The organism is Ensifer sp. Root127, assembly GCF_001425225.1.
Taxonomy (GTDB): Bacteria; Pseudomonadota; Alphaproteobacteria; order Rhizobiales; family Rhizobiaceae; genus Ensifer; species Ensifer canadensis.
Window position 1 is genome coordinate 137,219 of sequence record NZ_LMDX01000004.1, and the last position, 24,909, is coordinate 162,127.

A 24,909-nucleotide genomic window follows, 5' to 3' on the forward strand; every position below is an offset into this window, starting at 1 on the left:
CTCATGGTTGCTTTGCCGGCGTCGCAACCGACTTTACTCCAGGTCCATCGTCGTAAAGACGCGGCAATTGGCGGCCGCCGGCACCGTCCTGCAAGCCTCGACCGACGTCAGCAGTTCGACCCCGCCCAACTTCGTCGTCAGTTTCATCTCCAGCATCGCAACGGGCTCGATCTTGCGAATGTCGGCAGCGGGCGTGATCTTCATCAGATCGATGACTTCACGACCGACGCCCATCTCCGCGAGATAAGCCACCAGCTTGCGCTCGGTCGCCTTGTTAATTTCATAGGTCTTGTAGCCACCGATATTCCTGCGGCTGACGACTTTCTTGCTGGTCATCTTCTTTTTGCCGTTCACGACACGATACTTCGCCAGATACTGCGTCTCGATCTGAATGTAGGTTGTGGTGATCTGGTGCACGCCGAGGAACGCCCATTCGCCGACGACGCGTTCGGTGCCGCCGGCAAGCATCAATGGGCAGGCCGAGTTGCAATAGGCTTCGCCGGAATAGGCAATGCCGATATGGCGCGCGCCCTTGCCGTCATTGTCACGGCAATCCTGCTGCTCCGGCTGACAACCGATGAAGCGGGTCTTGCCGACCGCCGCTTCAAGTTTTCGCGTTCTGATCATCCGCCCGATCGCAAGCGCAGCATCGACATCTCCGCCAGGCGACGTCACCACGATCGGCAGACGACGGGTGCCGATCGACTTGAGCAGTTTCTTGAAGCGCGCCGGACTTTCATCGACAATCGTACCCTCAGCCGATATCCACTCGGGGCAGGTCGGCTCGCACCCGGGCTGGCCGCTGCGAACCACGAAAAATTGCATCTCCGCGCCGTCCGGCTGCGACGCGCGAGCCACTGTGACCTGGGCAATGAGCCCAGCCAACAGACAAACAATGGCCGCTGAACGCGAGAACACTTCTCGTGGAAATGCCGTGTCGAGCATGGAAGTGTGCCTCCTCCCGACTGTTTTCTGCGTTGGGGTTTCAGACCGGAGCGATCGCGCCCGATCCCTGCCTTGCATCCCGGCACTACGCCGGACTGAACAAATTTCTATGCTGCCAATATGAACGTCGAAACACATGGCGCTTCTGGCGTGATCGTTGAGATCATGCGTCAGAAGGCGAAATACGGGTTGTGCCAGCCAAGAATGAAATCAAAGATAGCACGATCAATAAATATAAGGCAATACTCATATAAATGAAATCACTAAACATGCGCGATGCGATCAGCCGACACGGTTGCCGGCGCGGCGACCACCCAACCCCCCGGAAATTCTCGATTTCTTCAAAGGAGAGGCTGACAGGAGGCGCGGCATTATCCGTGCTCAAGTCACTGTGGCAAAATGATAATCGTTGGCGCGGCATCGATCAGACGCGCGGGGGGACTAGATACGCCGCCGACGCTTTGACAACATAGGCGCTCAAGGCAGGGTTGGCGATTCGATGACGATATACTTCAAGGCGGCGATTTCCGATGACGTGGCATTCGGGATGATCGAGCAATGTTTTTCCGATCCGGGCGACTATGACGGCTATCTCGACATCTTTGGCGATCACACCGAGCAGACCGTTTCATGGAGCAAGGGCAGGTCGGCAGATGAATTCAAGGATCAGATAACTGAGGCGCTACGCGCGGCCTGGGAGACGGCGCGTTTCTGGCAGGTTTACGAACGGCGTGAAGGCCGGGACGACGTCGGCACCAATGAAATTCGAAGAGCCGCCATCGACCTGACGCGGGCCTATGGTGGCGTGATTGTGATCACGCTCAGCCTGCTTGGGCGACGCAGCAGCGCGAACGATCTCGAACTCGTGTTCCTCTGCTTCCAGGAAGATGCCCAACGCCGCAATTTTCGCGTGCGCTACGACGGAAAATTCGTGTCTGCCTGAAGCCATGGATGCTTAAAGACGACGGGTGTTAGTGACGTTTTCTCGAGAGCAGCTGCGAGGATGCCATCTCTTCGAGAATGTGGAGGTCCTCGTTGAGCGTCGTGCGATGCTTGTGCGACAGGTTGACGAGACAGTCCGCAATTTCGTCGGAAGTCCAACCCGCGGCCTCCGCACGGTCGACCAGTTCCAGGAAGGCACCTTCAACCGCGCGCTCGCAATCCGGCTCCCGATCCGGGTGTCCATGACTGACGAGCGGCAGAGCGATTTTGGTCATGACCGATCCTCCGGGGCGAAGAATAGCGCCGCGGCAAGGGCCTGCAAAGCGACCAAGGTCCTATCCTTGCAGCGACCTTGGTATTTCGAGGCGCCGGTCGCCAAATGCCGAGGCGAGCCCCCATCGATTGCTAAATAATCTGACAGCGGCGGCGGCCACGACGCGTCATCCTGCCATCATCGGAAACGAATGACAGGAGATGATCCGATGGCGGACACAGCTTCATCCCATGACAACCTGATCTATGTCTCCACTCGCCTGATCGGCCCACGAGACCGATTTTCGACGGCATTCGAAACACATGGCTTTTCCCGGCGGCTGCTTGCGCGGGTATCCCGCTGGATGGAGACGCGGCGCGGGCGCCTGGATCTGCTTGCGCTTTCCGATCATCAGCTGAAGGATATTGGCCTGACGCGCGGGGCCGCCTATAACGATTTCTACAAACGCGACGAATAGGACCGCAATGTCCCAGTTTTCGTGCCAGACGCTTCTCGACACCTCGACCGCCTCGCTGCGGGACGTGGTCTGCGATGGCGCGTGTCGCGGGAAAAGCGGCGAGGAATGCTCCCACCGCACAAGCCTCGTCTATCCCTATCGCGGCGTGTTCATGCGGCATGTGGGCAAGGCCGATACGGTGGCTGAATCCAATCAGGTGATCTTCTTCAACCGCAGCGAAGACTATCGCGTCAGTCATCCGATCGAAGGCGGCGATGCATGCCTCGACGTGCAAGTGGACGAAGCCATCCTCTGCGAACTCGCGCCGAAAGAGCAATTGCGGTCGGGCGCGCTTGCCGCGTTCAAAAGACCGCGCCGGCGGATCGATCCACGAGCGCAGGCGCTTGTCGCGCTGTTGCGTTACAGCCTTCGCCGCGGGATTGCCGAAACGCTCGAAGCCGAGACCCTGACGCTGACATTGATCCGGCGTTCGCTCGGCGAGAGGACGTCGCATAGCGCTGCTACGACCTATGGGCGCGAAAAGCTGGTCGATCGGGCCAAGCTGGTTCTTTCGACCGATCTCGCCCGCCGCTGGACATTGGCCGAGGTGGCAACGGAGGTCGGCGTGTCACCTGTTTATCTCACCCAGGTTTTCCAGCAGGTCGAAGCCATGCCGCTCTATCGCTATCAGTTGCGGCTGCGGCTTGCGCGAGCGCTGGACCTGCTCGGCTCCTGCCATGACTTGACGGCACTCGGCCTCGACCTCGGCTTTTCCAGCCACAGCCATTTCAGTGCGTCCTTCAAACAGGCCTATGGGCGCACGCCCGCCGAATTCCAGCGCGCCCTGCATCTGCGCTAATACCCAAAATTGCCTGCCGGAGGGCCGTGTCGCCACGCCCCGTCGGGCGATTGCGACGTACGACCCGGCACCGATCCACCTTGGGGCCGGGCCCGGATTTAACTGGACAAAAATAATCATAAAAAAATTCCGGATCGGTGAAAAAAAATCGGGAGCCGGTCGTCTTTGTATGAAAGCGCCTGCTGAAGCACCGCGCCGAAAGCCGAGACGGGTGGAAGATGAGCTCACCGGAATGCCGCAACGGACGTCCGCCGTTCGAGGAGAAACGTGACCGCACAGGTTCGTTTCTTCCTGGAGCGATGGCGACCGATGCATTGACGTTCACGACCTGGCACGCGGCGTCGCCGACACATATCGCTTCCGTCCGCACCAACCGTTCAAACGGACGTCGTCAATCGCGCCCGCCTGGGCCAACCTCATGTGGCGCCCGGCTGTCAGCCCGCCATATCCTGCGCCAATCCCATCCGCCTCCTCGGGCGGCTGGCAGACCGTGCGTGATGCATATCACGCCGACCTGAGCCCGTTCACTACGAAAATTCAATGCGTTGCGCCTCCCACGCGACGCGATTGCGCGACTTTGCATGTCGCGTGCCGAGGATCGACAGACATGAAATCGTCTAGGCAAATCGCAGAAACTGCGACATTTCAAAGCTTCGCCAACTGCTACCTCAGGGAGATCAATCCCGGCGTGCCGGTCATGCACCGGACCGCCAGCGGATCCTGCGACAGCATCGAATGGTCGCTTCCCCGCCAGCAAATGATGCTGCGCGTCGAGGTTATCTCATCGTCGCTGTGCGGCCCGCTTCACTTCGGCAGGGCCTGGGGGCGCAACGTCTCCGATCCGTCGTGGCGTCCGATCGAGCTGATGTCTGCGCTCCATATGCTGGTCCAGGCCGCCTACCGTCAGGACGGCGCCGGTCAGACAGATGCGTTGCGCGGCTTCGAGCTCGAGCTTCTGATCCGGGTGCTCGAAAGCTATCAGCAGACCGCCCTCTACGTCGACAGGGCGCAACCGCGTCAGGAAGACGCCAACGATTTTCTCGAGGCCGAGCAGTCACTTGTCTTCGGGCACTGGCTGCACCCCACGCCGAAGAGCCGGCAGGGCATGACCTATTGGCAGCAGGAAAGCTATGCGCCGGAACTGCGCGGCCAGTTCAAGCTGCATTATTTCGCTGCGAAGGCGGACCACGTCAGTCACGCATCCTCCCGCTCGATACAGGCACCGGATATCATCCGCTCGCTGTCAGGACTTGACGCGGAAGGGCTGGGCCTTGCCGGTGACGAATGCCTGCTGCCGATGCACCCGTTGCAGGCGGAAGCCCTGCTTCTCGATCCCGGTATTCAGGCGATGCAGCGGGCCGGCATCCTGCGTCACCTCGGCCCAACCGGTTCTCTCTTCAGCGCAACGTCGTCCGTCCGCACGGTCTATGGTGCTGCTGAAGACTGGATGCTCAAGTTTTCGCTGCCGGTGCGCATCACCAATTCCGTGCGCCTGAACCGAAGACAGGAGCTGGAGGCCGGTGTCGCCATGGCCAAGCTCGTCGACCGGATCGGCCTGGCTAAACGCGCGGCGAACTTCAGGATCATCCAGGACCCGGCCTATATCACGCTCGATTTGCCGGGTCACAGCGAGAGCGGCTTCGAGGTCATCCTGCGCGAAAACCCCTTCGCGCGCGGCAACGGACAGGGCGTCATAACCGTGGCCGCGCTGACGGCCGACCCGCTTGCGCAAACACCGTCGAGGCTCGAAAAACTCCTGCGCACGCTCGCCGCAAGGGACGGAGAGCCTCTCGCCGACACCTGCATAATCTGGTTCCAACGCTATCTCGCATGCGCCGTAGAACCGCTGATCCGGCTTTACGAAGACTATGGCGTCGCGCTTGAAGCGCATCAGCAAAACAGCCTGCTCGACATCGGCGCCGGTTACCCGTCGGTCAGCTACTACCGCGACAACCAGGGTTTTTATCTCTCCGAACGTTATCGTGGCCTGCTGGCAAGTCTCGTCCCGGAAACCGAGACGATCCCGTCGCTCTATTTTCCCGAAAGCGAGATCCGCGACCGCTTCGCCTATTACCTCATCGTCAATCAGGTGTTCTCGGTCATCAGCCGCATGGGCCACGACGGATTGTGCGACGAAGGCACGCTTCTCAGGATGCTCCGGAACCACCTGGAGCAATGCGCGCTCGGCATGACCGGCGCCGGACGGGATTTCGCCCGGCATGTGCTGGACCTGCCGACGATCGCGTCGAAGGCCAACCTGACCACCCGGCTGTTCAATGTCGACGAACTGCAATCCGACCACGCGCCGGTCCTTTATCGCCCCGTTCCAAACCCTTTGCGGGCACCCGCGGCGCTGACGACCCTGAGGACCAGCCATGCCATTGCCTCTTGATCTCCGGGGACGCCCCGACGACCGGGTGCTTCGCCAGCTTGCCGCCGCCCTTGTGTTCGAAGGCGTCATCGAAGCGCGCCAGAGCGAGGGCGGCGGCGATGGTGCAACGCATTTTCGTTGGACGCTCGGCGGCCGCGACTTTCGGTGCGATGCCATCCTCGGCGCATTCGGGCGAATCCGGCCATTGCCGGGATCGGTGCAGATGCGGGAAAGCGACGGCAGCTGGGGCGAGGCGTCGCTCTCGGTTATGGTTTCGGCCCTGCCCGGCAGCGGCATCACCCGTGGCAAGCTGCTGAACGAGATGAAGCAGACGATCGCCTTTTCCGAGTGGAACGACCGCCATCTTATCGCCCGTCCCCGACGGGAGATGTCCTTCGCCGAGCTCGAAGGTGCAATCGACGAGGGGCATCCCTACCACCCCTGCTACAAGGCCCGCACCGGCTTCTCCCAGGCGGACCATGTCCTCTTCGGCCCGGAGGCCGGCCAGTCGTTTCAGCTCGTCTGGCTGCTCGTCGCGCGCAAGCATCTGCGCCAGGCGCTGCCCGACACAGAAGAGGCATTCTGGCGGACCGAACTTGGCGGGGAAACCTGGGCGCATCTTCAGGGCATGCAACAGCAGCTCGGTGTCTGCACTGAGGATTTCGGGCTCGTGCCGCTGCATCCGTGGCAATGGCGCAACCTGAGCGAAACGCTGCTTGCCGGCTGGATCGCAGACGGCGATGCCCATTGCCTCGGCCCGGCGGGCGACCGCTACACGGCGACCCAGTCGGTACGCTCGTTGCTCAACCAGGACCGACCGCACGCGGCAAGCGTCAAGCTACCGCTCAACATCGTCAACACGTCCTCGCGGCGCATCCTGGAGCCGCATTCGGTCTGCACCGCGCCGATTATCTCAAGCTGGATCGGCGAGATCGTCGCTTCGGATCCGCTGTTCAGCGAACAATACCCGCTCACCATCCTGCAGGAATATGCCGGGATCATCGCCGATGCGGACGAGCCGCTGGCCGGACAAGTGGGCGCGATCTGGCGCCAGAGCGCGCAGGCAATGCTTGAAACCGGAGAAGCCGTCATTCCCTTCACCGCGTTGATGATGATGGAGACAGACAGGCGGCCCTTTGCCGACGACTGGATCCGGCGCTTCGGCCTGATGCCATGGATCAACCGGTTGCTCGAAGTCGCCGTCCTGCCGGTCTGGCATCTGCTCGTCCATCACGGTATCGCCGTCGAGGCGCATGGCCAGAACATGCTGCTCGTGCACCGCGACGGATGGCCGGTACGGTTGATCCTGCGGGACTTCCACGAAAGCATCGAATTCTCGCAGGGCTTTCTGCGCGAACCGGAAAAGGCGCCCGATTTTCCATCCCTGCATCCGCTTTACCGGGACGCCGAGCCGGACCAGTTCTACTGGACGGACAATCTGGATTGCCTGCGCGAACTGGTGATGGACACCCTGTTCGTCTACAATCTGAGCGAGATCAGCCACCTTCTCGGCCATTGCTACGCCCTCAGCGAACAGCTGTTCTGGCAGCGGGTCGAAAGCCTGCTGTCATCCTATCCGCACAAGCATGGCACGGCGGGACGGCAGGCGCAGCTGGGCCACGACGGCCCCGAAATTCTCACCGAATCCCTGATTACGAGGAAGCTCTTCGCCCGCAAGCCCGAGTACCACCACGTAGTGCCCAATGCCTTGGCCGCGGACAGGCTTCAACAAAGGAGAAAGCCATGATCCGTATCGACGACAGGCTCTATGATCGCGCCTATTTCGACGAAACATCCGCACGCCTGGCCGGGCGGATCGGCCTGAAGGACCGCGACGACGGACGCTACGCGGTCTGCTTTGCCGAAACCATCGACTGGCTGGCGCTATTCTTCGCCATCCGCAAGGCCGGCGCCAGCGTGTTGCCGATCCATCCGGGCACGCCCTATGCCGCCGCGCGCAAGCTTGCGGCCGGCGCCGGCTGCGATCGGCTGTTCTACAACAGCCTGACGGCGGAAGTGCTGGAACGACCGTCGAACGCCTTGCCGGTCGGAACGCTTCTCCAGATGAGCTCGGGCACAACAGGTGCACCAAAATGCGTGGCGCGTAGCTGGGAGGATATCGACGCCGAGATCGAAAGCTATATTGGCAGCTTCCGCGCGCCGGAGGACATGACCCCGGTCATCGCCTGCCCGACCACCCATTCCTACGGCCTGATCTGCGGCATCCTCGTGGCGCTCAAGCGCGGTCAGACACCAGTTATCGTCAACACGGCCAACCCCAAATACCTCATGAAGGTTCTGCGCAAGATCGAGCGGCCGCTGCTCTATTCGTCGCCGGCCATCCTGCACACGCTCGCCCGGCTGCTGCCGGACGGCGAGCAGATCCATGCGACGATGACGTCGGGCACGCTGCTGCCGGATCCCTGGTTTGCGCAGATCAGGGCCAGGAGCCGGCATATGTTCCAGCAATATGGCTGCTCCGAAGCCGGATGCATCGCCATCAATCCGGATGTCGCCAACGCCGGCGACATGGGGTTCGTGCTGCCGCATCTTCTGCCGCAAACCGGCAGCAACGCCGAAAATGCGGATGAAATCGTCGTGACCAAGGACGACGGCATTGCCATCCACACCCGCGATCTCGGCTATCGCCGCGATGACGGCATGCTGGTCTTCGTGTCGCGCATGGACGACATGATCAATGTCTCCGGTCTCAACGTCTATCCCCGGGATGTCGAGGACGCGGCAATGGCGATGGCTGAAGTCAGCGACGCCGTAGCCTTCCGCATGGGCGACCGTTTCGCAGGCGAGCGCGTGGCCTTGCTGTTCAGCGCCAGTCAAACCATCGCGCCGCAGGCGATCCGCGAATGGTGCAGTCAACACCTCGCCAATCATCAGCTGCCGATGGACATCCGCCAGGTCGACACCATCCCGCGCCAGGCCAACGGCAAGATCAGCCGCCGCGAGGTTGCCGCCCGGCACGCGGCCGGTGAGTTCACCAAACCGATCGCCGGAGCCGCGTCATGACCAGCAACGAAATCCTCGAGGCAATCCACGAGGTCCTTAGCGACCTTATGATGCATCCGCATCTCGACGGCTTCGGCCCCGACGCTCGCCTCAACGAGGACCTCTATCTCGATTCCGTCCTGATCCTGCAGATCTTTCTCAATTTGGAGCTGGAATACGGGCTGAGTGTTCCTGAAGAGGCGATCGCCCGCCAGGATGTCCACACCGTCGCCGACCTCGCCGCGCTCTATGAGCCGAAGCCCTCCGCGACGGTGGTCCCATCGTTTCCGCTGACCGGCGGCACGACCGACGAAGGCGTGCATGGCGAGGCCTATTACGACATCAAGGTGCACTGCTTTGTCAGTTGCGTCTGCGACGGGCTGAAGCGCAAGGGCCTGGATCACAGGCCATTCTATTTCGGTGTCTGGGATGCAAAGTTTGCGCTTAGCGACCGTTTCCAGCTTCTCTATCACGCACCCGAGATCAGCCAGGAATTCTTCCGCAGCTGGTTTCAGCGGCTATACGGCGTCACCGTTTACGAGTGGTACGACCCTGACATCAGCAAGAGCGAAAATCTCGCCGTGATGCTCGACCTCGTCAACAGGCGCGCAGATACCGGCTCCGTCATGGTCATGCTCGACATGTTCCACCTGCCGGAGCGCGAGAACAAGTTCAACCAGAACCCCTTCCCGCACTACCTCATGCTGCAGGAAACCGCCGACCCCGATACGTGGTTCGTGCATGATCCCGACTACCGTTGGGAAGGCGAGATCGCGCGGGACAAGGTGATCCATGCGGTGATGCAGCCGACCGTCGGCGGCGGCTATGTCTTCGACAATGCAGAGGCTCGGCCACCGGCAGCCGAAGACCTCAAGGCCTATTTCGAGGCCTGCTTTATCAGAGACAGCAATCCGCTGGCCGACACCGTTCGCATGATCGTCACGGCTCATATCGACGGACGCGGCGGCATCGACCTCTCCGACCTCACGGAGGCCGTGCGCGAACTGCCCGTCATCACCATCCGCAAATACGCCTACGAGCATGGCTTTGCGTTCTTCTGGCGAGCCCTAAAGCTGCCGGCGGCCGAGTTCGAAGGCTGGTGCGAAGAGATCGAGGCGCTCGTCCAGGCGTTGAAATCGCTGCACTACGATTGCATGAAGCTGAGCCAGACCGGCGACCGCGCCTTGGCCACCCCGGTGTTCGAGCGGCTGGCAGAAGCCGACCGGATCGAGACGAAACTGAAAGGCAAGCTCGCCGAGATCTTCGATCTCTGGTGCGAACGGAACATTGCCGCCGACATTCCCATGCTGGAGAGGCCCACGCTGAAAAGGGTTGCGCGATGAACATATCGCTGTGCACGATCACGTTTCGCCATCATCTGATTTCCCTCGGCGAAATCGCCGCCTGGGCGCAATCCAACGATTTTCAGGGGATCGAGCTCTGGGGTGCGCATGCACGCAACCTGGCGCAGCAGCCCGACCGCAATGCCGATTGGCTCGATACTTTCGGGCTGAATGTGCCGATGATCAGCGACTATCTGCCGCTCGACGGCGATAAGGAGACGCTGCGGCACAAGACTGTCGAGCTCTGCAGGCTCGCCCGCCGCTGGAGAACCCGCAAAATCCGTACCTTCGCCGGCAATTGCGGCAGTCTCTCCGTCTCCCACGAAGAGCGGCAGCGCATCGTGGAGCGGCTGAGAGAGATATGCGCGATCACTGCCAGCTACGGCATTCAACTGCTGGCGGAGACACATCCGAAGACGCTGGCCGATACTGCGGCCTCGACATTGCGCCTCATCGAGGAGGTCGACCAACCCGCCTTCGCGATCAATTTCGATACGCTCCACGTCTGGGAGGGCGGCGACGATCCAATCGCCGTGCACCGCCAGATGATACCGCACATCCGCCATTACCATCTGAAGAACATCCGCGACCGGTCTGACCTCTCGGTCTTCGAACCAGCGAATGTCTATGCCGCGGCCGGCCGTCGCGACGGAATGACGCCGTTGTTCGAAGGCACCGTCGACTATGTCGGCTTTCTCCTGGAGATCGTGGACGACGGACAGCTCGACGCATCGCTGGAATGGTTCGGCAATGATTGCCTCGATATCCTACGTTGCGATCGCCGGCAGGTTCGCCGCGTGATCGAGGGGCGTGAACCCGTTCGGCGGACAGTCAACTTTTCGTGATTGCGTTTTAGCGGTGTCATCGGTCTTTGTCGGTGCATCGCATAAAAAAATGGCCCTGGCTGTACATGCCGGGGCCCATTTTTTATTTTTGTTTTCGTCTTGCAAATGTCAATCAATATAGTTTCGGAACACCGAAATACTGCCTCGTTCGCGGCTTTGCTCATTTTTGACTTGAAGCGGACGAGCTGTGCTCTACCTCGCTACTCTGGCGATCTTGCAGCCGAAAATCAATCAACTTTTATGGGTCTATTTTTCGCCGCGCGACACGGGCGCTTTGGGAACTGTCGCACGGTTTCAGCACTCCCAGGGCGGGCAGAAAACATGCTCTTCTCCAAACATAGCTGGCGCCGGCAAGGATACGGAGGACGCGCGCGGCCGCAGCGTGTGCGCCCAATCGAAACTAACGTGCCGCCTTGCCACCTGCCAACGGTCGCATCGATCGCTAAAGAATCTGACAGCGGCACCGCCGTGCAGATGATCTTCTCCAATGGTCGAAATCACGACCAAGAGGAGACGAAGACGATGAGCCAGAAAACCTGCGCGGCCTGCGACTGCGAACTCGATCAGAACAGCATCAAGGTCAAGCTCGGCGGCAAGACGGTAGAAGTCTGCTGCGAGGAATGCGCTGCCGCCATTGGCGAAGCGGAGACCGCAAGGACGGCTGCGGCGTCGGCGGGAAAGTAAACATGAGGCCGGTCGCCACAGCGGCCGGCCTCCAATTCGCAAGCGTCAAGGTTGTCTTTTCCCCGCGGCCGTTCAATGACCCTTGAGCGCGGCAATTTCAGCCTGGAGCACCGCCACAGTCTCTTCCAGCGTCTGTACGCGCTGTTCCAGCTCGGACAGGCCCGACGTGGCGAAGGACGGCATGCTCGGCGCCGCGGTGATCGTCTGATCGACCTCGCCACACAAAAGATGCGCAAACCGGTCTTCGCGCTGGCCGGCGCCGCGGTTGAGCTGCACGATCAGCGGAGGCCGACGTCCGATCATCAGGTCGAGGTTATCCTTGAGATCCTCCACCGACTGGAACCGCGCCATGCGCTCGCTGCGGGACCAGAGCTCGTAGGCTGTCTGCGGGCCGCGCAGCAAAAGCAGCCCGAGCACGACGATTTGCGGCGAGGTCAGTGAAAAGCGGTTGGCGGCCTGATGTTCATAACGCTCGACGCGCGATGCAAAGGCCTGCCGGACCAATCCCTTCTGGGCGAGCGAATTGAGCGCACGATGCACATCGGCCTGTTCCAACGCCATCACCGGATCGCGCGCCGTCTTCTGGTTGGCGGCGGAGTGGAGGGAATTGAGCGTCAACGGATAGACGTCAGGAGTGGTTTCCTTCTTCTCGATCAGGCAGCCAAGAACACGGGCTTCGATCGCATTGAGTTCGGGAAAATCGGTGTCTGGATTGGTGTTCATAGGTTCACTCTTCTCGGCAATGCGTTCAACGGCAACCCGGGGTTCTCCGACCACGGATGATCTTATCCAGGTTCGTCGCCGTTTAGGGGCCAACGCTCCTGAAACTCCTTGATCGAACCGCGCTCCTCGATAGCCCGTTGAGCGGCCAAGGCCAAGTTGCTTTGCGGTTTCGATGGCAGATATGTCGCCCCTAGAGACGAGTGGCGTGGCATTCCATCCCATCGCACTTGCCGGTACCATTTTATTTCACCGAGCCCGACGCAGGCCGCTCGACCGATCACGATTGCGCCGCAGTTCGCATCGATACGGAGCCGGTCAATTTCAAGCTGATTCCGCCTCCTGCCCTTCCTCGCCTTACGTCGCCAGATGCCCAGCGGTCACCCAATCGGGATCGCCGCCGCGTCGCTTGGCGGCAACTCTCGAAACCATCATCACAGAAGCCTCCCATGTCCCGTGTGAAAAAGAGGGTCGTACTGCATTTTACGGGCTTTGAGCCCTTCGACGCGGAGGCGCACCGCCGGCGTTACGCCCGTTCAGCGCGGCAGAGCGCCGAGGTATGGGACTTCAAGTCCGATGTCGGGCCCTTGGTGAGCACGGGCGCGGCGACGCATTTCGACGTCGACTGTGCCGGACCGGACTGGCGGACTTCAAGCCGTATCCATGTTTTCGATCACGATGTGCTCGTCGATACCTTGAGCCGCCAGTCATTCACACGCCGGCTGGGCGGCGGATTTGCCAGTGCGCTGAACGTAACGTTCAACGGTGGGCTTTGGGGTTATTTTCGCCATGCCTGGCGCTTTGGCCTATTTTTCCTGTTCCCCTTCCTGCTGGCCGGATTGATGACGGCAGCGGCCCTAGTCGTTGCATTCATTCCGCACTGGCTGAGCCTTTCGAGCTGGAACCTGCTGTGGAGCGTACCGCTGGCCGGTCTCCTGCTGCAACAGGTCATGATGCCGTTGGCCACGAAGTTCCATACGCTGCACCTGTTTGCCGACTGGGAAATGGCCGTGGCCATGGCACGACTGGATCGGCCCGATTTCAACCGTTGGCTCGAAAGCTGTGTGGATGCCGCTTGCGAGGCGTTCAGCGAGGACGCCGACGAGTATCTTATCAGCTCGCACAGCATGGGTTCGAGTGTCGCCGCGCATGTCATCGGCATGCTGATCGAGCGGCGGCCGGATGTTATCGAAGGCAAACGGGTGGTGTTCGCAACACTTGGCGGCGCGATCCTGCAATGCGCGCTGATGGCGCCGGCCCATGCCCTGCGGGCCCGCGTCGGGGCAATTGCCCGCGCCAAGGAAATCTTCTGGTTCGAGGTCCATTGCCTGACGGATGCCATCCACTTCTACAAGACGCGTGTCGTCGCCCTGTCGGGGCATCCTGAGGCAAGGCAGCCGTCCATCGCCTATATCAAGGTCAAGCACATGCTGTCGCCTGACCGCTATAGGCGGATCAGGCGCAACTTCCTGCGCGTTCATCGCCAGTATGTGCTCGGTCCGGACGTGCGCGCACCGTTCGATTTTACCTTGATGACCGCAGGTCCGCTGCCGGCAGCGGCGTTCGCGGGTTTTTCGCAGGCTAACATACCGGCACTTTGACCCGCGACATCCTCGATGTCCTCTAGCGCGGCCCAGGCAGCCGCGCTTCTTTCCGGTCTTATGGAGCAACGCCCCCAACCGCGACTTCCGGTGCAAAGCGGTCGTTTCCAGCGGATGTCCGCTGGAATATCACACCGCTGATTTCGGCCGACCGGGAGAATGAGGGCAGTCAATCGAACAACCCTCGTCTCGACATGTTCGACTAGTTCCCCGGCTTGTTCTTGATCGCCGCATCGATCTGTTTCTTCACTGCATCCAGGTTGAAGGAGGCCGGATCCTGCATTGGCGGATAGTCAATCGCGGTGAGCGCAAGTTTGCCGACTTCCTGCTGAACACTGACGAAACGCCAGAACTCGCGAGCATAGAAGTCGTTCATGTAGCCCCCACCGAGGTCATTGAGGCTTTGACTGCCAATCGACGGCGTCCGCTCGAATGGGTCCTGACGGATATTGACCATGGTGGGCATGTCCGTTGTTACCTTCGCACCGGGCCAACCCTGAGGCTGCTGGAAGAACTGATACTTGAAGTCATCGATGCGAACTGCCCCCAGAGAAGGGCCGCCGAAGTAGAAGAATTCATGCCGTGCGGATGGTCCTTTGCCCGTCAACAGGTCGAGTTGGTTGTAGCCATCAAGGTGGTTCTTGTAGGTCTTGTCGCCCAGCTTCGCGCCCTTGAGCAACTGGTCAGTAATCTCGCTGTTGCCCGCCGCCGCGACCAGCGTTGGGAACCAATCCAAGGCAGAAAATATGCCGTTCTCGACCGTTCCCGCCTTAACCTTGCCCGGCCAACGGATAATGGCCGGCGCGCGGAACCCGCCCTCCATTACCGTACCCTTGGTGCCCTTGAACGGGGTCATGCCACCGTCGGGCCAGGTAAACACCTCCGCGCCGTTGTCGGTCGTGAAAATGACGATGGTGTTGTCGGTCTCACCCGCATCTTGCACGCATTTCAGGAGAGCGCCGACGCTGTCATCGAGCTGCGCCATGCCAGCTTCTTCGAGGCCATAGTTGGTGTCGCTGTTCATCAGCGCTTGGTATTTTGGCGACAGGAAAGTCCAGACGTGCATTCGCGTCGTATTGTGCCAGACAAAGAACGGTTTGCCGTCTGTCTTTGCCTTGTCCATGAAATCGCACGACGACTTGACCAGGACTTCATCGAAGGAGCCCATGTCGTATTTGGCCTTGGGCATGATGTCATGCATGTTCGGAACGTTGGACATGTCAGGGTACGGCGCTAGGGGACCCTCGTCCACGATCCTCTGCTTGCCGATCTTGCCCCAACGCGGCTGTTCGGATGTGTCGTCCGTATCGGTAGCAAAGGTGTGGACCAGATTGCGCGGCCCGACCTTGTCTCGGTACGACTGTTCGTTCGGAAACGAATACCAATAGGGGTCTGACATCGCGTCGAGGTGATAGAGGTAACCGAAGAACTCGTCGAACCCATGCAGTGTCGGCAGAAACTTGTTCAGATCGCCGAGATGGTTCTTGCCGAACTGGCCGGTGGCGTATCCCTCCGTCTTCAGCGCGGCGGCTATGGTTGCCGCCTTGTCAGGCATTCCTACGTCTGCGCCCGCCTGGCCAACCGTCGTCAGGCCCGTTCGGAGCGGAATTTCACCGGTAATGAAACTCGCCCGTCCAGCAGTGCAACTTGCCTCGGCATAATAATCCGTGAACATCATGCCCTCCGCCGCCAGCTTGTCGAGGCTGGGCGTCTTCCCGGACATTATTCCCCGGTGATAGGCACCGATATTGAACCAGCCGACGTCATCTCCCATGATGACAAGAATGTTGGGTTTTGGCTGCGGCTGCTGCGCAACTGATGGCGCAGCCAGCGCGGTCGCGAATACGGAAGCCAGCAAACCAAAATAAAGGTTTCTCATGCCACTCATAATTCATTCCCTCCGTTTAACTTGGCCTACTGCGTGTTTCCTTAAATCCTATTCGATCTATGGATAAAAACATGCAGCAATTCAAAGCGTTACAGCGACCTTTGCGCGTCTAATACGACGCGCGGCGCTGTAGTGGGGGATGCCCTTCTCACAGCATAGGGGTGCTCCTCCTCATTTATTCGGGACGATGAGCTTGTGAAATTGCGCGGCATAGCGCCGTCTCAGCGGAAAATGTTGGGTAGGGTGAATGCTGCTCTGAAAATTCGCCGTAGGGCGGCGACAGACATACCGGCCATCGAAGCGTCAACAGCTAGTCACGCTTTACTAACTGCCGCAGGGTGGCAGTCGTCTTGGGCACGAATATCGCACATCTTCATTTCCTCCGCCAGTTTTGAAACCGCAACGCGAAGCGAGCGTTTACTGCCGGCGCAAAGTTGCCAATCTCACCCATCCGTCGCGCGAAAATAGAGGACCGGTACCGAACGACGCCAACGCTCGGGAAACCTCGCGATCTCGAACCAATGCCTATGCAGAGTTGATCCCACGGACATGGGGAAGTATTTATCGTGTCGACAAAAGGATTCTAAAGATGACCGATACCGATTCCAACCCCACACTCGAACGCAAGCGCGGCTCCGGCGTAAAGATGGTCTACGACCTTCTGCGTGACGAAATCCTCGATCTGGTCCTGCCGCCGGGCAGCCCGATCGACGAGGTCCAACTCGCCGAACGCTTCAAGATGTCGCGCACGCCGATCCGCGAAGCGCTGGTGCGGCTGGCCGGCGAGGGCCTGATCGATACGCTGCCGAACCGGTCGACGATGGTTTCAAGCATCGATTTCCTCAACATGCACACGTTCTTCGATGCGCTCGTGCTGATGTACCGCGTCACCACCCGGCTCGCGGCGCAGCATCATCGCCCGGAGGATCTGCAGATCATCCGCGCCCGGCAGGCTGAATTCGCAGCCGCGGTGCAGGCCCAGGATGCGCTGGCGATGATCGCCACCAACGCCGCCTTTCATTCGGCCATCGCCGAGGCCGGCCGCAACGCCTATTTCAGCGGCCTCTTCAACCGGCTCCTCGACGAAGGCCGGCGGATGCTGCGGCTCTATTACCAGTCCTATGGTGACCAGCTGCCGCAACGCTTCGTCGACGAGCACGAGGACATGATCACCGTGATCGCCGCCCGCAACGTCGAAGCGGCCGACCAGCTGGCCAAGGTGCATGCCGAGCAGATCGTCACTCAGATCAAGCGGCTTTTCACCCGCGACGAGCGGTTGGATATCGCGCTGTAATCTTCTGTCGATTTCTTGTCGACAAATAAAATACAACAGGATATTGTCACCGTCGAAGGCTGAGATCGGCGTCGGTGATGACGTTGGCCTCAGCCCATTCGACAGACCAATTGAGGAGTTTGAGATGAAGGCCAAGATTTTCTCCGGCGTCATTCCTGCGCTGATGACCCCGTGCAACGACGACCGCAGCCCCAACTTCGATGCGCTGGTGCGCAAAGGCAAGGAACTGATCGCCCAGGGCATGTCCGCAGTCGTCTACTGCGGTTCGATGGGTGACTGGCCGCTTTTGACCGACGCGCAGCGCATGGAAGGCGTGGAGCGCCTGGTCAAGGCCGGCATTCCGGTTATCGTCGGCACCGGCGCCGTCAATACCGCTTCTGCCGTCGCCCATGCGGCCCACGCCCAGAAGGTCGGCGCCCAGGGCCTGATGGTTATCCCCCGCGTGCTTTCGCGCGGCTCGGTCGTTGCCGCCCAGAAGAACCACTTCAAGGCCATCCTCTCGGCTGCCCCGGACCTGCCGGCGGTGATTTACAACAGCCCCTACTACGGCTTTGCCACCCGCGCCGACCTGTTCTTCGCGCTGCGCGCCGAACATCCGAACCTCGTCGGCTTCAAGGAATTCGGCGGCGCCGCCGACATGCGCTATGCGGCCGAGAACATCACCAGCCGTGACGATGGCGTCTCGCTGATGATCGGCGTCGACACGGCTGTGTTCCACGGCTTCGTCAACTGCGGCGCAACCGGCGCCATCACTGGCATCGGCTGCGTGCTGCCGAAGGAAGTCATCCACATGTGCAACCTGTCGCGGGCAGCCGCCGAAGGCGACGTCGATGCACGCCTGCGCGCGCTGGAACTGGAACAGGCACTCGCCGTGCTTTCCTCCTTCGACGAAGGCCCGGATCTGGTTCTCTACTTCAAGCACATGATGGTGCTGAAGGGTGACAAGGAATACACGCTGCACTTCAACGAGACCGACGCCCTGTCGGAAAGCCAGCGCGGCTATGTCGAAGCGCAGTTCAAGCTGTTCAACAGCTGGTATGCCGCGTGGAGCAAGCTCCCGGGCGCAGTGCAAACATACAAGGGCTGATCATCGGTTGACCGCGCGTTAGCAAGAAGGCCCTCCCGTCGGGAGGGTCCTTAGCTGACGTGTGGAATTTTAGGTGACGTTTCTGCTGAACCCCCTACACCGCAAGGACTTAGGGGGTTCTTTTTGTTTAAAAATCTGAAGGAAGCGAGAACCAGCGTTTGTTCACCTTAAGATTCGTGCCCCAGCAACGTCTGATTTCGAATGATCGACGTTAGCTGCGCGGCGCAGATCTTCAGGGGAGCCACGGACTGGGATGCTTTCGCCATCGCCATCGCACCGGAATAGGTTGCTACGACCAGGGTTGCCATGGCCTCAGAATCGAAATCGTGAACGGGGGCCGCCCGGAGGTCGCCCCTCAGCTTGTCGGCGATGGCTGACCTCCAGCGCATGAAGATCGCCTCGATCGCGGCCTGGAAATCTTCGTCCTCGCGCGACAGTTCAAGAGCGAGATTGTTCAACGGACAGCCCGACACTGCCCCTTTCCGCTCCAGTTCGGAAATGATGGCTGCGAACACCGCTTGGATACCGTCGGCCGTCGTCGTCGCAAGATTGACTGGCGTGATCCAGGTCAACTCGACGGCTTCCGCCACCCGATCCTGAATAACGGCGAGGCCAAGGGCCTTCTTGGTGGGGAAATGATGGGCGAGCGCTCCACCCGTGACGCCCGCCTCGCGCTTCAAGTCGTGGAGGGCACTGGAATGGTAGCCGCGGGTCGAGAATGCAGCGTAGGCAGCATCCACAAGCCGCTGCCTTAGTCCTTCGGGATCATTCATGCGTCTATGCGACGAGATAGGTCGTTCCGACATGGGTCCTTCCTTTCCTCCTGGTTATAACAGGTTGACAAAACAGGACAACTGTCCTGTATTACAAAACAGGACGACTGTCCTGTTCCGAGGAAAGGTGGCCATGACTGTATTCACAATGAGCGAACCACTGACGGCTACGGACGATCCGACCAACGCGATCGTTGAACTGCGGCGGTATCGGCTTCGGCCGAACACCAGGGAGACGCTGATCGACCTGTTCGATCGCGAGTTCATCGAACCCCAGGAAGCGCAGGGAATGAGCGTGATGGGACAATTCCGCGACCTTGATGATCCCGACAGCTTTGTATGGCTGCGAGGCTTTCGCGACATGCCGTCCCGCGCAGCGGCATTGAACTCGTTCTATACGGGCCCGGTGTGGGCAGCTCACCGCGACCAGGCGAACGGAACGATGATCAATTCGGACAACGTTCTGCTCCTGCGGCCCGCATCGCCCGATACCGGCTTTGCGCGGTCGGGCGCCACGCGCGCCGCCTCTGGCGCGGCGGATGTACGGCGCGGTCTTGTGGTTGCGACGATCTGTTATCTCGCACCACGTACGGACGACGCGTTTGCCGTGTTCTTTGAAGCCGTTGTCAGGCCATATCTGGAGCAAGCCTCGGCCACGGTGTTGGCAGCATTGGTCACCGAGCAGAGCCCGAACACTTTCCCGAAGCTGCCTGTCCGCGAAGGGGAGACCGTCTTCGTCTGGTTCTCCGCTTTCCCCAGTCTGGCTGCCTACGAGACGCATCTTGCCGAACTTGCGCGCTCCGAGACCTGGATCACGGAGGTCGTTTCGGAGATGGAGCGGCGAACGTGGCGGCAGAACGAGGTGTTGCGGCTGACGCCGACGACACGATCCCTGCTGCCGTGACGCATTGCATCGAAGGGAGTTTGGCCGTGCCTTCTCGATGAGGTCGCAATGATCTCGCTGTCTTTGCTACCGGATGCCCGTTCAAAGAACCCGTTACCGGCAGATTCTGAAAATGTGGAACCAGGGCAAACTGGTTCCACATTTTGGGAAGGGAAAGGCCCTTCCGGGAGCCTCCGGGAGAGCCTTTCGTTTTGCTAAGTGCCAGAAGGGGGCTGAGTGCCCCGGGGCTGGATCTTTACGCCACGGCATCGAGCCCAAGTGTGTGCAGGCGCTCGAGTTGCTCCATCTCGGCGGCCGTCAGGGTGATGCCATCGACCTCAGACTTTGCGCGGGCAGCGAAGCGGCGCTGCGACGGCAGGCGCGCGCCCTGGCCGAGAATGGCGTCAAACAGGACCTCGGCGCGGTCGAACGGATTGCCGGGACGCCCGGCGGCAAATGCCTCCGGCGAGAAGGCGATGATCAGTTCGCCATGGAACGGCGCCAATGAGGTGGTGCCGAGATAGTCGAGCACTTCCGGGCTAGTCAGGTCGCCGATCATGATGCCGGCCAGGAGTTCGATCATCGTGCCTATGGCCGAACCCTTATGGCCACCGAACGGCAGCATGGCGCCAGCAAGTGCGGCATCCGGATCGGTCGTCGGATTGCCCGACGCGTCGATCGCCCAGCCCTCCGGCAGCGGCTTACCGGCCCGGCGGTGCAGCTCGATCTCGCCGCGTGCGGCAACGGAGGTCGCAAAGTCGAAGACATAGGGCGGACGGCCTTCGCGCGGCCAGGCGAAGGCAAACGGGTTGGTGCCGAGCAACGGCTTGTTGCCGCCGGTCGGCGCGACGGTCGCATAGCTCGGGCACATGACGAGCCCGGCAAGGCCCATATCCGTCAGCCCTTCCGCCTCGGGCCAGAGCGCCGAGAAATGGGTGCAGTCATTGATGACGAGGGCGGCAAGCCCCAGGGTCCGGGCACGCTCGGCGAGAACAGGCAGGCCAAGCTCGAAGGCCGGATTGGCAAAACCACCCATGGCATTGACCTTGACGATCGCCGAGCCTTCCTGCGGTAGAAGCCCGGGAGTGGCGTCCGGCTTTACCTTACCGGCCTTGACGGTGCGCAGCGCGCCTTCGATACGGTAGATGCCATGCGACTTGCAGGCGTCGCGTTCGCCTGCCACGATCACCCGCGCAAGGGCGCCGGCCTGGACGGCATTGAGCCCGGCCTTGCGGAAGATCGCCTCGACCCGCTCCTGAACTGCGGCGATTGTCAGGGTGGTGGTCTCACTCATCTTGTACCTTTCTGGCTGCATATGACCCTGTTGCGGGCGGTTGAAGTTCTGCATACATAGAGTATACAAAGATCCGACAAGTGCAATTCGGCTGTCAGCTATTCATGCCGAAAGACACCGGTGTTCTCAAGAAAGGATCCGCAGATGGTCTTCACCCCCAAAGGAAAACATCTCGTCGCCGGCGAGTGGCTCGACGGTGCAGGCACCTTCGCCTCGACACCGGCACACGGCCCGGCGCATGACTTCGCCGTCGGCACGGTCGAACTGGTGAACCGCGCCTGCGAGGCGGCGGAAGAAGCGTTCTGGACCTACGGCTATTCGTCGCGGGCCGAACGTGCAGCGTTCCTGCGCGCCATCGCCGACGAGATCGAGGCACGAGCCGAAGCCATTACCGCGATTGGCAGCCAGGAAACCGGCCTGCCGGAAGCGCGGCTGCAGGGCGAACGCGGCCGCACCACCGGTCAGCTGAGACTGTTTGCCGACCATATCGAGGCGGGCGACTACCTCGACCGACGCGTCGATGCGCCCCTCCCCGAGCGCCAGCCGGCGCCCCGTCCGGAAATCCGGCTGATCCAGCGGCCGATCGGCCCGGTCGCCGTTTTTGGCGCCTCCAACTTTCCCCTCGCCTTCTCGACTGCCGGCGGCGATACCGCAGCGGCGCTCGCCGCCGGTTGCCCGGTGGTGGTCAAGGGTCATTCGGCCCATCCCGGCACCGGCGAGATCGTCGCTGAGGCCGTCGAAGCCGCCATCCGCAAGTGCGGCGTTCACCCGGGCGTGTTTTCGCTGATCCAAGGCGGCAGCCGCGACGTCGGCCACGCGCTCGTCAAGCATCCGCTGATCAAGGCCGTCGGCTTCACCGGTTCGCTCGCCGGCGGACGCGCGCTCTTCGATCTGTGCGCCGCCCGCCCCGAACCAATCCCGTTCTTCGGCGAGCTCGGCTCGGTCAACCCGATGTTCCTGCTGCCGGAAGCGTTGAAGGCACGTGCCGAGGCGCTTGGACAGGGCTGGGCCGGTTCGCTGACCATGGGTGCCGGCCAGTTCTGCACCAATCCCGGCATCGCGGTGGTGATCGAAGGATCCGATGCCGACCGCTTCACGGCCGCCGCCGTCGATGCGCTCGCAAAGGTGGCGCCGCAGACCATGCTGACCGATGGTATCGCCAAGGCCTACCGCGACGGCCAGGAGCGTTTCACCACCCGCAACAGCGTCAAGCCGCTGCTCGAGACCAGCTCGTCGGACCGCGCCGCGTCGCCCAACCTGTTCGAGACGACCGGCAGCCAGTTTCTGGCCGACCATGCACTCGGCGAGGAAGTCTTCGGCCCTCTCGGCCTCGTCGTCCGGGTAAATTCGGAAGCCGAGATGGAACAGCTCGCGCGCGGTCTCCAGGGACAGCTGACGGTCACCGTGCACATGGATGCCGGCGACATCGAGCCGGCCCGTCGCCTGCGCTCCATCCTTGAGCGCAAGGCGGGGCGCCTGCTCGTCAACGGTTTCCCGACCGGTGTCGAGGTCGTCGATTCCATGGTGCATGGCGGCCCGTATCCGGCCTCGACGAACTTCGGCGCGACCAGCGTTGGCACCATGTCGATCCGCCGCTTTCTGCGTCCGGTCTCCTACCAGAACCTGCCGGAAGCCCTGCTGCCGGAAGATTTCCTGAACTGATCCGCGACCGATCGCTGCGCAGGGACCCCATTTTGCGAAACAAATGGGATCCCTGCGGGCCAACTGCGTCACGATCATATACTTTTTGTATACTGTTTGTATTTTTAAGTTGATTTACGCTCTCCAACGCGGAATATTGCGCTCGCCGTCAAACGGCGCACCAAATTCAGGGAGAGAGAAAAATGAAGACCTCGGTCCTAGCCTTCGGCCTCGTTGCCGCCACCGCTCTGACCAGCCCGGCCCATGCCGACAAGCTGGATGATATCATCGGCTCGGGTACGCTGCGTTGCGCAGTGGTTCTCGACTTCCCGCCGATGGGTTCTCGCGACGAGAACAACAATCCGGTCGGCTTTGACGTCGACTACTGCAACGACCTTGCCAAGGCGCTGGGCGTCACGGCCGAGATCGTCGAAACTCCCTTCCCCGAGCGCATCCCTGCGCTGATGTCCGGCCGCGTTGACGTCGGCGTCGCTTCGACCTCCGATACGCTCGAGCGTGCCAAGACCGTCGGCATGACCGTTCCCTACTTCGCCTTCGAAATGGCCGTTACCGCCAACGACAAGACCGACATCAAGTCCTTCGAGGACATGAAGGGCAAGGTCGTCGGCGCCACCGCCGGCACCTTCGAAGCCATCGCGCTGGAAAAGCAGGTCAAGGAATGGGGTGCGGGCGAATTCCGTCCTTACCAGACGCAGGCCGACGTCTTCCTCGCGCTTAGCCAGGGGCAGATCGACGCAACGGTGTCGACCTCGACCGTGGCGCAGGCCAACGTGAAGACCGGCAAGTTCGCCGGTATCTCGGTTGTCGGCAAGGCGCCGTTCGACATCGACTACGTGGCTCTCTTCACCAACCGCGAAGAATACGGCCTCATCAACTACCTCAACCTCTTCATCAACCAGCAGGTCCGCACCGGCCGCTATGCCGAACTCTACGAGAAGTGGGTCGGCGGCGAACTGCCTTCGCTGGCGGTGAACGGCGTGTACCGCTAATCTGTCCGTTTCTCTGGCGGCGCGAGGCACACGTCTCGCGCCGTTGTACCAACCTGCGCTGATATCGACCGATTGCGCGGGACCGTGTGCGGTCATCCGGCAAGGAGCGGACCTTAGAGCGATGCCTTGGCATCGGTCGAGGATTGCGACGCTGCCGGTGGCCGACACACTGCCCACCCAAAGGGCCGGGCGCTTTTGGCCTCCGGACGGCGTCGACAATCCTCACCGGACCGTCTGGTCCGGTTGCGGTTGTCTGCTTGCCGGAAGCTAAAATCGCTCCGGCGAAATCGGCCAATATCAGGGCAGGTTGGTACCACTCATTTTCGAAAAGGTGAGACGGCGATGTTCAACTACTCCTTCCACTGGAACCAGGCGCTGAAAGCATTGCCGCAAATGCTTGACGGCGCGCTGGTCACGCTGCAGATCGCGCTGCTGTCGATGCTCATCGGCGTCATTTGCGCGCTCGCCCTGACCGGGTTCCGCCTGTCCGGCAATCGCATCCTCAGTGGCTTTGCCACCGCCTGGATCGAGATCGCGCGCAACACGCCCGCGCTGTTCCAGATCTACATGGCCCATTTCGGCCTCGGCAATTTCGGCATCCATCTGAGCCCCTACACGGCGCTGCTCGTCGGCATTGCCTTCAATAATGCGGGCTATCTGGCTGAAAACTTCCGCGGCGCCCTGAAAGCGATCCCGGATACGCAGACCCGTGCCGGCCGTTCGCTCGGCATGACGGCGCTGCAGGCCTTCCGCTACATCATCCTGCCGCAGATGCTGCGCGTCGCCTTCCTACCGACCACAAACCAGATGGTCTGGGCAATCCTGATGACCTCACTCGGCGTCACCGTCGGCATGAACACCGACCTCGCCGGCATCACCCAGGAACTGAACGCCCGGTCCTTCCGCACCTTCGAATTCTTCGCCCTGGCAGCCGTGATCTACTACGTCATCGCCAAGGCCGTGACCCTCGCTGCCCGAGCGATCGCCTCGCGCATGTTCCGTTACTGAGAGAGGTG

Annotated in this window: 22 protein-coding genes; 16 read left to right on the forward strand and 6 right to left on the reverse strand. The window is 61.1% G+C overall.

Translation table 11 applies throughout. The features are described 5' to 3' along the window. Window positions 1–33: 33 nt before the first annotated feature. Window positions 34–825 (reverse strand): hypothetical protein, encoded by a 792-nt coding sequence (locus tag ASD03_RS09000; RefSeq protein WP_156407913.1) that lies wholly within the window; start codon window positions 823–825, stop codon window positions 34–36. Between the two features lie 619 nt (window positions 826–1,444). On the opposite strand from ASD03_RS09000, the gene ASD03_RS09005 reads away from it, so the two are divergent. Further along, window positions 1,445–1,888, forward strand: a complete 444-nt coding sequence (locus tag ASD03_RS09005; protein WP_057212890.1) for a hypothetical protein — start codon at window positions 1,445–1,447, stop codon at window positions 1,886–1,888. Window positions 1,889–1,916: 28 nt separating this feature from the next. Here ASD03_RS09005 and ASD03_RS09010 read toward each other — a convergent pair whose 3' ends face one another. Then, window positions 1,917–2,162 carry a hypothetical protein gene (locus ASD03_RS09010; protein ID WP_057212891.1) on the reverse strand — a complete coding sequence of 82 codons (246 nt, stop codon included), beginning with the start codon at window positions 2,160–2,162 and terminating at the stop codon, window positions 1,917–1,919. A 207-nt stretch (window positions 2,163–2,369) separates the two neighbouring features. Here ASD03_RS09010 and ASD03_RS09015 point away from each other — a divergent pair, with 207 nt between their 5' ends. From ASD03_RS09015 to ASD03_RS09050, 8 genes are all read left to right on the forward strand, one after another. Then, window positions 2,370–2,618, forward strand: a complete 249-nt coding sequence (locus tag ASD03_RS09015; RefSeq protein ID WP_057212893.1) for a DUF1127 domain-containing protein — start codon at window positions 2,370–2,372, stop codon at window positions 2,616–2,618. Between the two features lie 7 nt (window positions 2,619–2,625). Next, window positions 2,626–3,456, forward strand: coding sequence for a helix-turn-helix domain-containing protein (locus ASD03_RS09020; protein WP_025429425.1), 831 nt, complete (start codon window positions 2,626–2,628; stop codon window positions 3,454–3,456). Window positions 3,457–4,063: 607 nt separating this feature from the next. Next, entirely contained in the window at window positions 4,064–5,848 is a 1,785-nt protein-coding gene (locus ASD03_RS09025; protein ID WP_057212895.1) for an IucA/IucC family protein, read from the forward strand. Further along, on the forward strand, window positions 5,832–7,574 hold the full coding sequence (locus ASD03_RS09030; RefSeq protein ID WP_057212897.1) for an IucA/IucC family protein: 1,743 nt from the start codon (window positions 5,832–5,834) through the stop codon (window positions 7,572–7,574). The genes ASD03_RS09025 and ASD03_RS09030 overlap by 17 nt, the downstream gene beginning before the upstream one ends. Further along, complete coding sequence (locus ASD03_RS09035; protein ID WP_057212899.1) at window positions 7,571–8,851, forward strand: AMP-binding protein; 1,281 nt, start codon at window positions 7,571–7,573, stop codon at window positions 8,849–8,851. The genes ASD03_RS09030 and ASD03_RS09035 overlap by 4 nt, the downstream gene beginning before the upstream one ends. Then, complete coding sequence (locus tag ASD03_RS09040) at window positions 8,848–10,173, forward strand: DUF6005 family protein (RefSeq protein WP_057212901.1); 1,326 nt, start codon at window positions 8,848–8,850, stop codon at window positions 10,171–10,173. The genes ASD03_RS09035 and ASD03_RS09040 overlap by 4 nt, the downstream gene beginning before the upstream one ends. Continuing rightward, window positions 10,170–11,018: a sugar phosphate isomerase/epimerase family protein gene (locus ASD03_RS09045; protein ID WP_057212903.1), complete on the forward strand. Its 849-nt coding sequence runs from the start codon at window positions 10,170–10,172 to the stop codon at window positions 11,016–11,018. The genes ASD03_RS09040 and ASD03_RS09045 overlap by 4 nt, the downstream gene beginning before the upstream one ends. A gap of 321 nt (window positions 11,019–11,339) precedes the next feature. After that, on the forward strand, window positions 11,340–11,702 hold the full coding sequence (locus ASD03_RS09050) for a hypothetical protein (RefSeq protein ID WP_156407914.1): 363 nt from the start codon (window positions 11,340–11,342) through the stop codon (window positions 11,700–11,702). A 72-nt stretch (window positions 11,703–11,774) separates the two neighbouring features. Here ASD03_RS09050 and ASD03_RS09055 read toward each other — a convergent pair whose 3' ends face one another. After that, complete coding sequence (locus tag ASD03_RS09055; RefSeq protein WP_057212906.1) at window positions 11,775–12,425, reverse strand: DUF480 domain-containing protein; 651 nt, start codon at window positions 12,423–12,425, stop codon at window positions 11,775–11,777. A 446-nt stretch (window positions 12,426–12,871) separates the two neighbouring features. On the opposite strand from ASD03_RS09055, the gene ASD03_RS09060 reads away from it, so the two are divergent. Further along, window positions 12,872–14,023: a hypothetical protein gene (locus tag ASD03_RS09060; RefSeq protein WP_057212907.1), complete on the forward strand. Its 1,152-nt coding sequence runs from the start codon at window positions 12,872–12,874 to the stop codon at window positions 14,021–14,023. A gap of 202 nt (window positions 14,024–14,225) precedes the next feature. Here ASD03_RS09060 and ASD03_RS09065 read toward each other — a convergent pair whose 3' ends face one another. After that, window positions 14,226–15,911 carry an arylsulfatase gene (locus ASD03_RS09065; protein ID WP_057210027.1) on the reverse strand — a complete coding sequence of 562 codons (1,686 nt, stop codon included), beginning with the start codon at window positions 15,909–15,911 and terminating at the stop codon, window positions 14,226–14,228. Between the two features lie 589 nt (window positions 15,912–16,500). On the opposite strand from ASD03_RS09065, the gene ASD03_RS09070 reads away from it, so the two are divergent. Next, complete coding sequence (locus ASD03_RS09070; RefSeq protein WP_057210029.1) at window positions 16,501–17,205, forward strand: GntR family transcriptional regulator; 705 nt, start codon at window positions 16,501–16,503, stop codon at window positions 17,203–17,205. Between the two features lie 124 nt (window positions 17,206–17,329). Continuing rightward, on the forward strand, window positions 17,330–18,292 hold the full coding sequence (locus tag ASD03_RS09075; protein WP_057210031.1) for a dihydrodipicolinate synthase family protein: 963 nt from the start codon (window positions 17,330–17,332) through the stop codon (window positions 18,290–18,292). A gap of 167 nt (window positions 18,293–18,459) precedes the next feature. On the opposite strand, the gene ASD03_RS09080 is transcribed toward ASD03_RS09075, so the two are convergent. Beyond that, on the reverse strand, window positions 18,460–19,098 hold the full coding sequence (locus tag ASD03_RS09080) for a TetR/AcrR family transcriptional regulator (protein ID WP_057212910.1): 639 nt from the start codon (window positions 19,096–19,098) through the stop codon (window positions 18,460–18,462). A gap of 100 nt (window positions 19,099–19,198) precedes the next feature. Here ASD03_RS09080 and ASD03_RS09085 point away from each other — a divergent pair, with 100 nt between their 5' ends. Next, on the forward strand, window positions 19,199–19,969 hold the full coding sequence (locus tag ASD03_RS09085) for an NIPSNAP family protein (RefSeq protein ID WP_234907822.1): 771 nt from the start codon (window positions 19,199–19,201) through the stop codon (window positions 19,967–19,969). Between the two features lie 235 nt (window positions 19,970–20,204). On the opposite strand, the gene ASD03_RS09090 is transcribed toward ASD03_RS09085, so the two are convergent. Beyond that, window positions 20,205–21,242: an Ldh family oxidoreductase gene (locus tag ASD03_RS09090; RefSeq protein ID WP_057212979.1), complete on the reverse strand. Its 1,038-nt coding sequence runs from the start codon at window positions 21,240–21,242 to the stop codon at window positions 20,205–20,207. A 144-nt stretch (window positions 21,243–21,386) separates the two neighbouring features. On the opposite strand from ASD03_RS09090, the gene ASD03_RS09095 reads away from it, so the two are divergent. The 3 genes from ASD03_RS09095 to ASD03_RS09105 all read left to right on the forward strand — a co-directional run bounded on the left by ASD03_RS09095 (window position 21,387) and on the right by ASD03_RS09105 (window position 24,901). Further along, entirely contained in the window at window positions 21,387–22,904 is a 1,518-nt protein-coding gene (locus ASD03_RS09095; protein ID WP_057212914.1) for an aldehyde dehydrogenase (NADP(+)), read from the forward strand. A gap of 182 nt (window positions 22,905–23,086) precedes the next feature. Beyond that, entirely contained in the window at window positions 23,087–23,893 is an 807-nt protein-coding gene (locus tag ASD03_RS09100) for a transporter substrate-binding domain-containing protein (RefSeq protein WP_057212915.1), read from the forward strand. A gap of 342 nt (window positions 23,894–24,235) precedes the next feature. Beyond that, entirely contained in the window at window positions 24,236–24,901 is a 666-nt protein-coding gene (locus ASD03_RS09105; protein WP_025429441.1) for an amino acid ABC transporter permease, read from the forward strand. The last annotated feature ends 8 nt before the right edge of the window (window positions 24,902–24,909 follow it).

What these genes read in the sequence shown, in the direction of transcription:
- ASD03_RS09015 (WP_057212893.1), top strand. Translation starts at nt 2,370, where the DNA reads ATGGCGGACACAGCTTCATCCCATGACAACCTGATCTATGTCTCCACT.
- ASD03_RS09030 (WP_057212897.1), top strand. Translation starts at nt 5,832, where the DNA reads ATGCCATTGCCTCTTGATCTCCGGGGACGCCCCGACGACCGGGTGCTT.
- ASD03_RS09070 (WP_057210029.1), top strand. Translation starts at nt 16,501, where the DNA reads ATGACCGATACCGATTCCAACCCCACACTCGAACGCAAGCGCGGCTCC.
- ASD03_RS09055 (WP_057212906.1), bottom strand. Translation starts at nt 12,425, where the DNA reads ATGAACACCAATCCAGACACCGATTTTCCCGAACTCAATGCGATCGAA.
- ASD03_RS09080 (WP_057212910.1), bottom strand. Translation starts at nt 19,098, where the DNA reads ATGTCGGAACGACCTATCTCGTCGCATAGACGCATGAATGATCCCGAA.
- ASD03_RS09020 (WP_025429425.1), top strand. Translation starts at nt 2,626, where the DNA reads ATGTCCCAGTTTTCGTGCCAGACGCTTCTCGACACCTCGACCGCCTCG.
- ASD03_RS09065 (WP_057210027.1), bottom strand. Translation starts at nt 15,911, where the DNA reads ATGAGTGGCATGAGAAACCTTTATTTTGGTTTGCTGGCTTCCGTATTC.
- ASD03_RS09090 (WP_057212979.1), bottom strand. Translation starts at nt 21,242, where the DNA reads ATGAGTGAGACCACCACCCTGACAATCGCCGCAGTTCAGGAGCGGGTC.
- ASD03_RS09075 (WP_057210031.1), top strand. Translation starts at nt 17,330, where the DNA reads ATGAAGGCCAAGATTTTCTCCGGCGTCATTCCTGCGCTGATGACCCCG.
- ASD03_RS09025 (WP_057212895.1), top strand. Translation starts at nt 4,064, where the DNA reads ATGAAATCGTCTAGGCAAATCGCAGAAACTGCGACATTTCAAAGCTTC.
- ASD03_RS09010 (WP_057212891.1), bottom strand. Translation starts at nt 2,162, where the DNA reads ATGACCAAAATCGCTCTGCCGCTCGTCAGTCATGGACACCCGGATCGG.
- ASD03_RS09105 (WP_025429441.1), top strand. Translation starts at nt 24,236, where the DNA reads ATGTTCAACTACTCCTTCCACTGGAACCAGGCGCTGAAAGCATTGCCG.
- ASD03_RS09045 (WP_057212903.1), top strand. Translation starts at nt 10,170, where the DNA reads ATGAACATATCGCTGTGCACGATCACGTTTCGCCATCATCTGATTTCC.
- ASD03_RS09040 (WP_057212901.1), top strand. Translation starts at nt 8,848, where the DNA reads ATGACCAGCAACGAAATCCTCGAGGCAATCCACGAGGTCCTTAGCGAC.
- ASD03_RS09035 (WP_057212899.1), top strand. Translation starts at nt 7,571, where the DNA reads ATGATCCGTATCGACGACAGGCTCTATGATCGCGCCTATTTCGACGAA.
- ASD03_RS09085 (WP_234907822.1), top strand. Translation starts at nt 19,199, where the DNA reads ATGACTGTATTCACAATGAGCGAACCACTGACGGCTACGGACGATCCG.
- ASD03_RS09060 (WP_057212907.1), top strand. Translation starts at nt 12,872, where the DNA reads ATGTCCCGTGTGAAAAAGAGGGTCGTACTGCATTTTACGGGCTTTGAG.
- ASD03_RS09005 (WP_057212890.1), top strand. Translation starts at nt 1,445, where the DNA reads ATGACGATATACTTCAAGGCGGCGATTTCCGATGACGTGGCATTCGGG.
- ASD03_RS09050 (WP_156407914.1), top strand. Translation starts at nt 11,340, where the DNA reads ATGCTCTTCTCCAAACATAGCTGGCGCCGGCAAGGATACGGAGGACGC.
- ASD03_RS09000 (WP_156407913.1), bottom strand. Translation starts at nt 825, where the DNA reads ATGCAATTTTTCGTGGTTCGCAGCGGCCAGCCCGGGTGCGAGCCGACC.
- ASD03_RS09100 (WP_057212915.1), top strand. Translation starts at nt 23,087, where the DNA reads ATGAAGACCTCGGTCCTAGCCTTCGGCCTCGTTGCCGCCACCGCTCTG.
- ASD03_RS09095 (WP_057212914.1), top strand. Translation starts at nt 21,387, where the DNA reads ATGGTCTTCACCCCCAAAGGAAAACATCTCGTCGCCGGCGAGTGGCTC.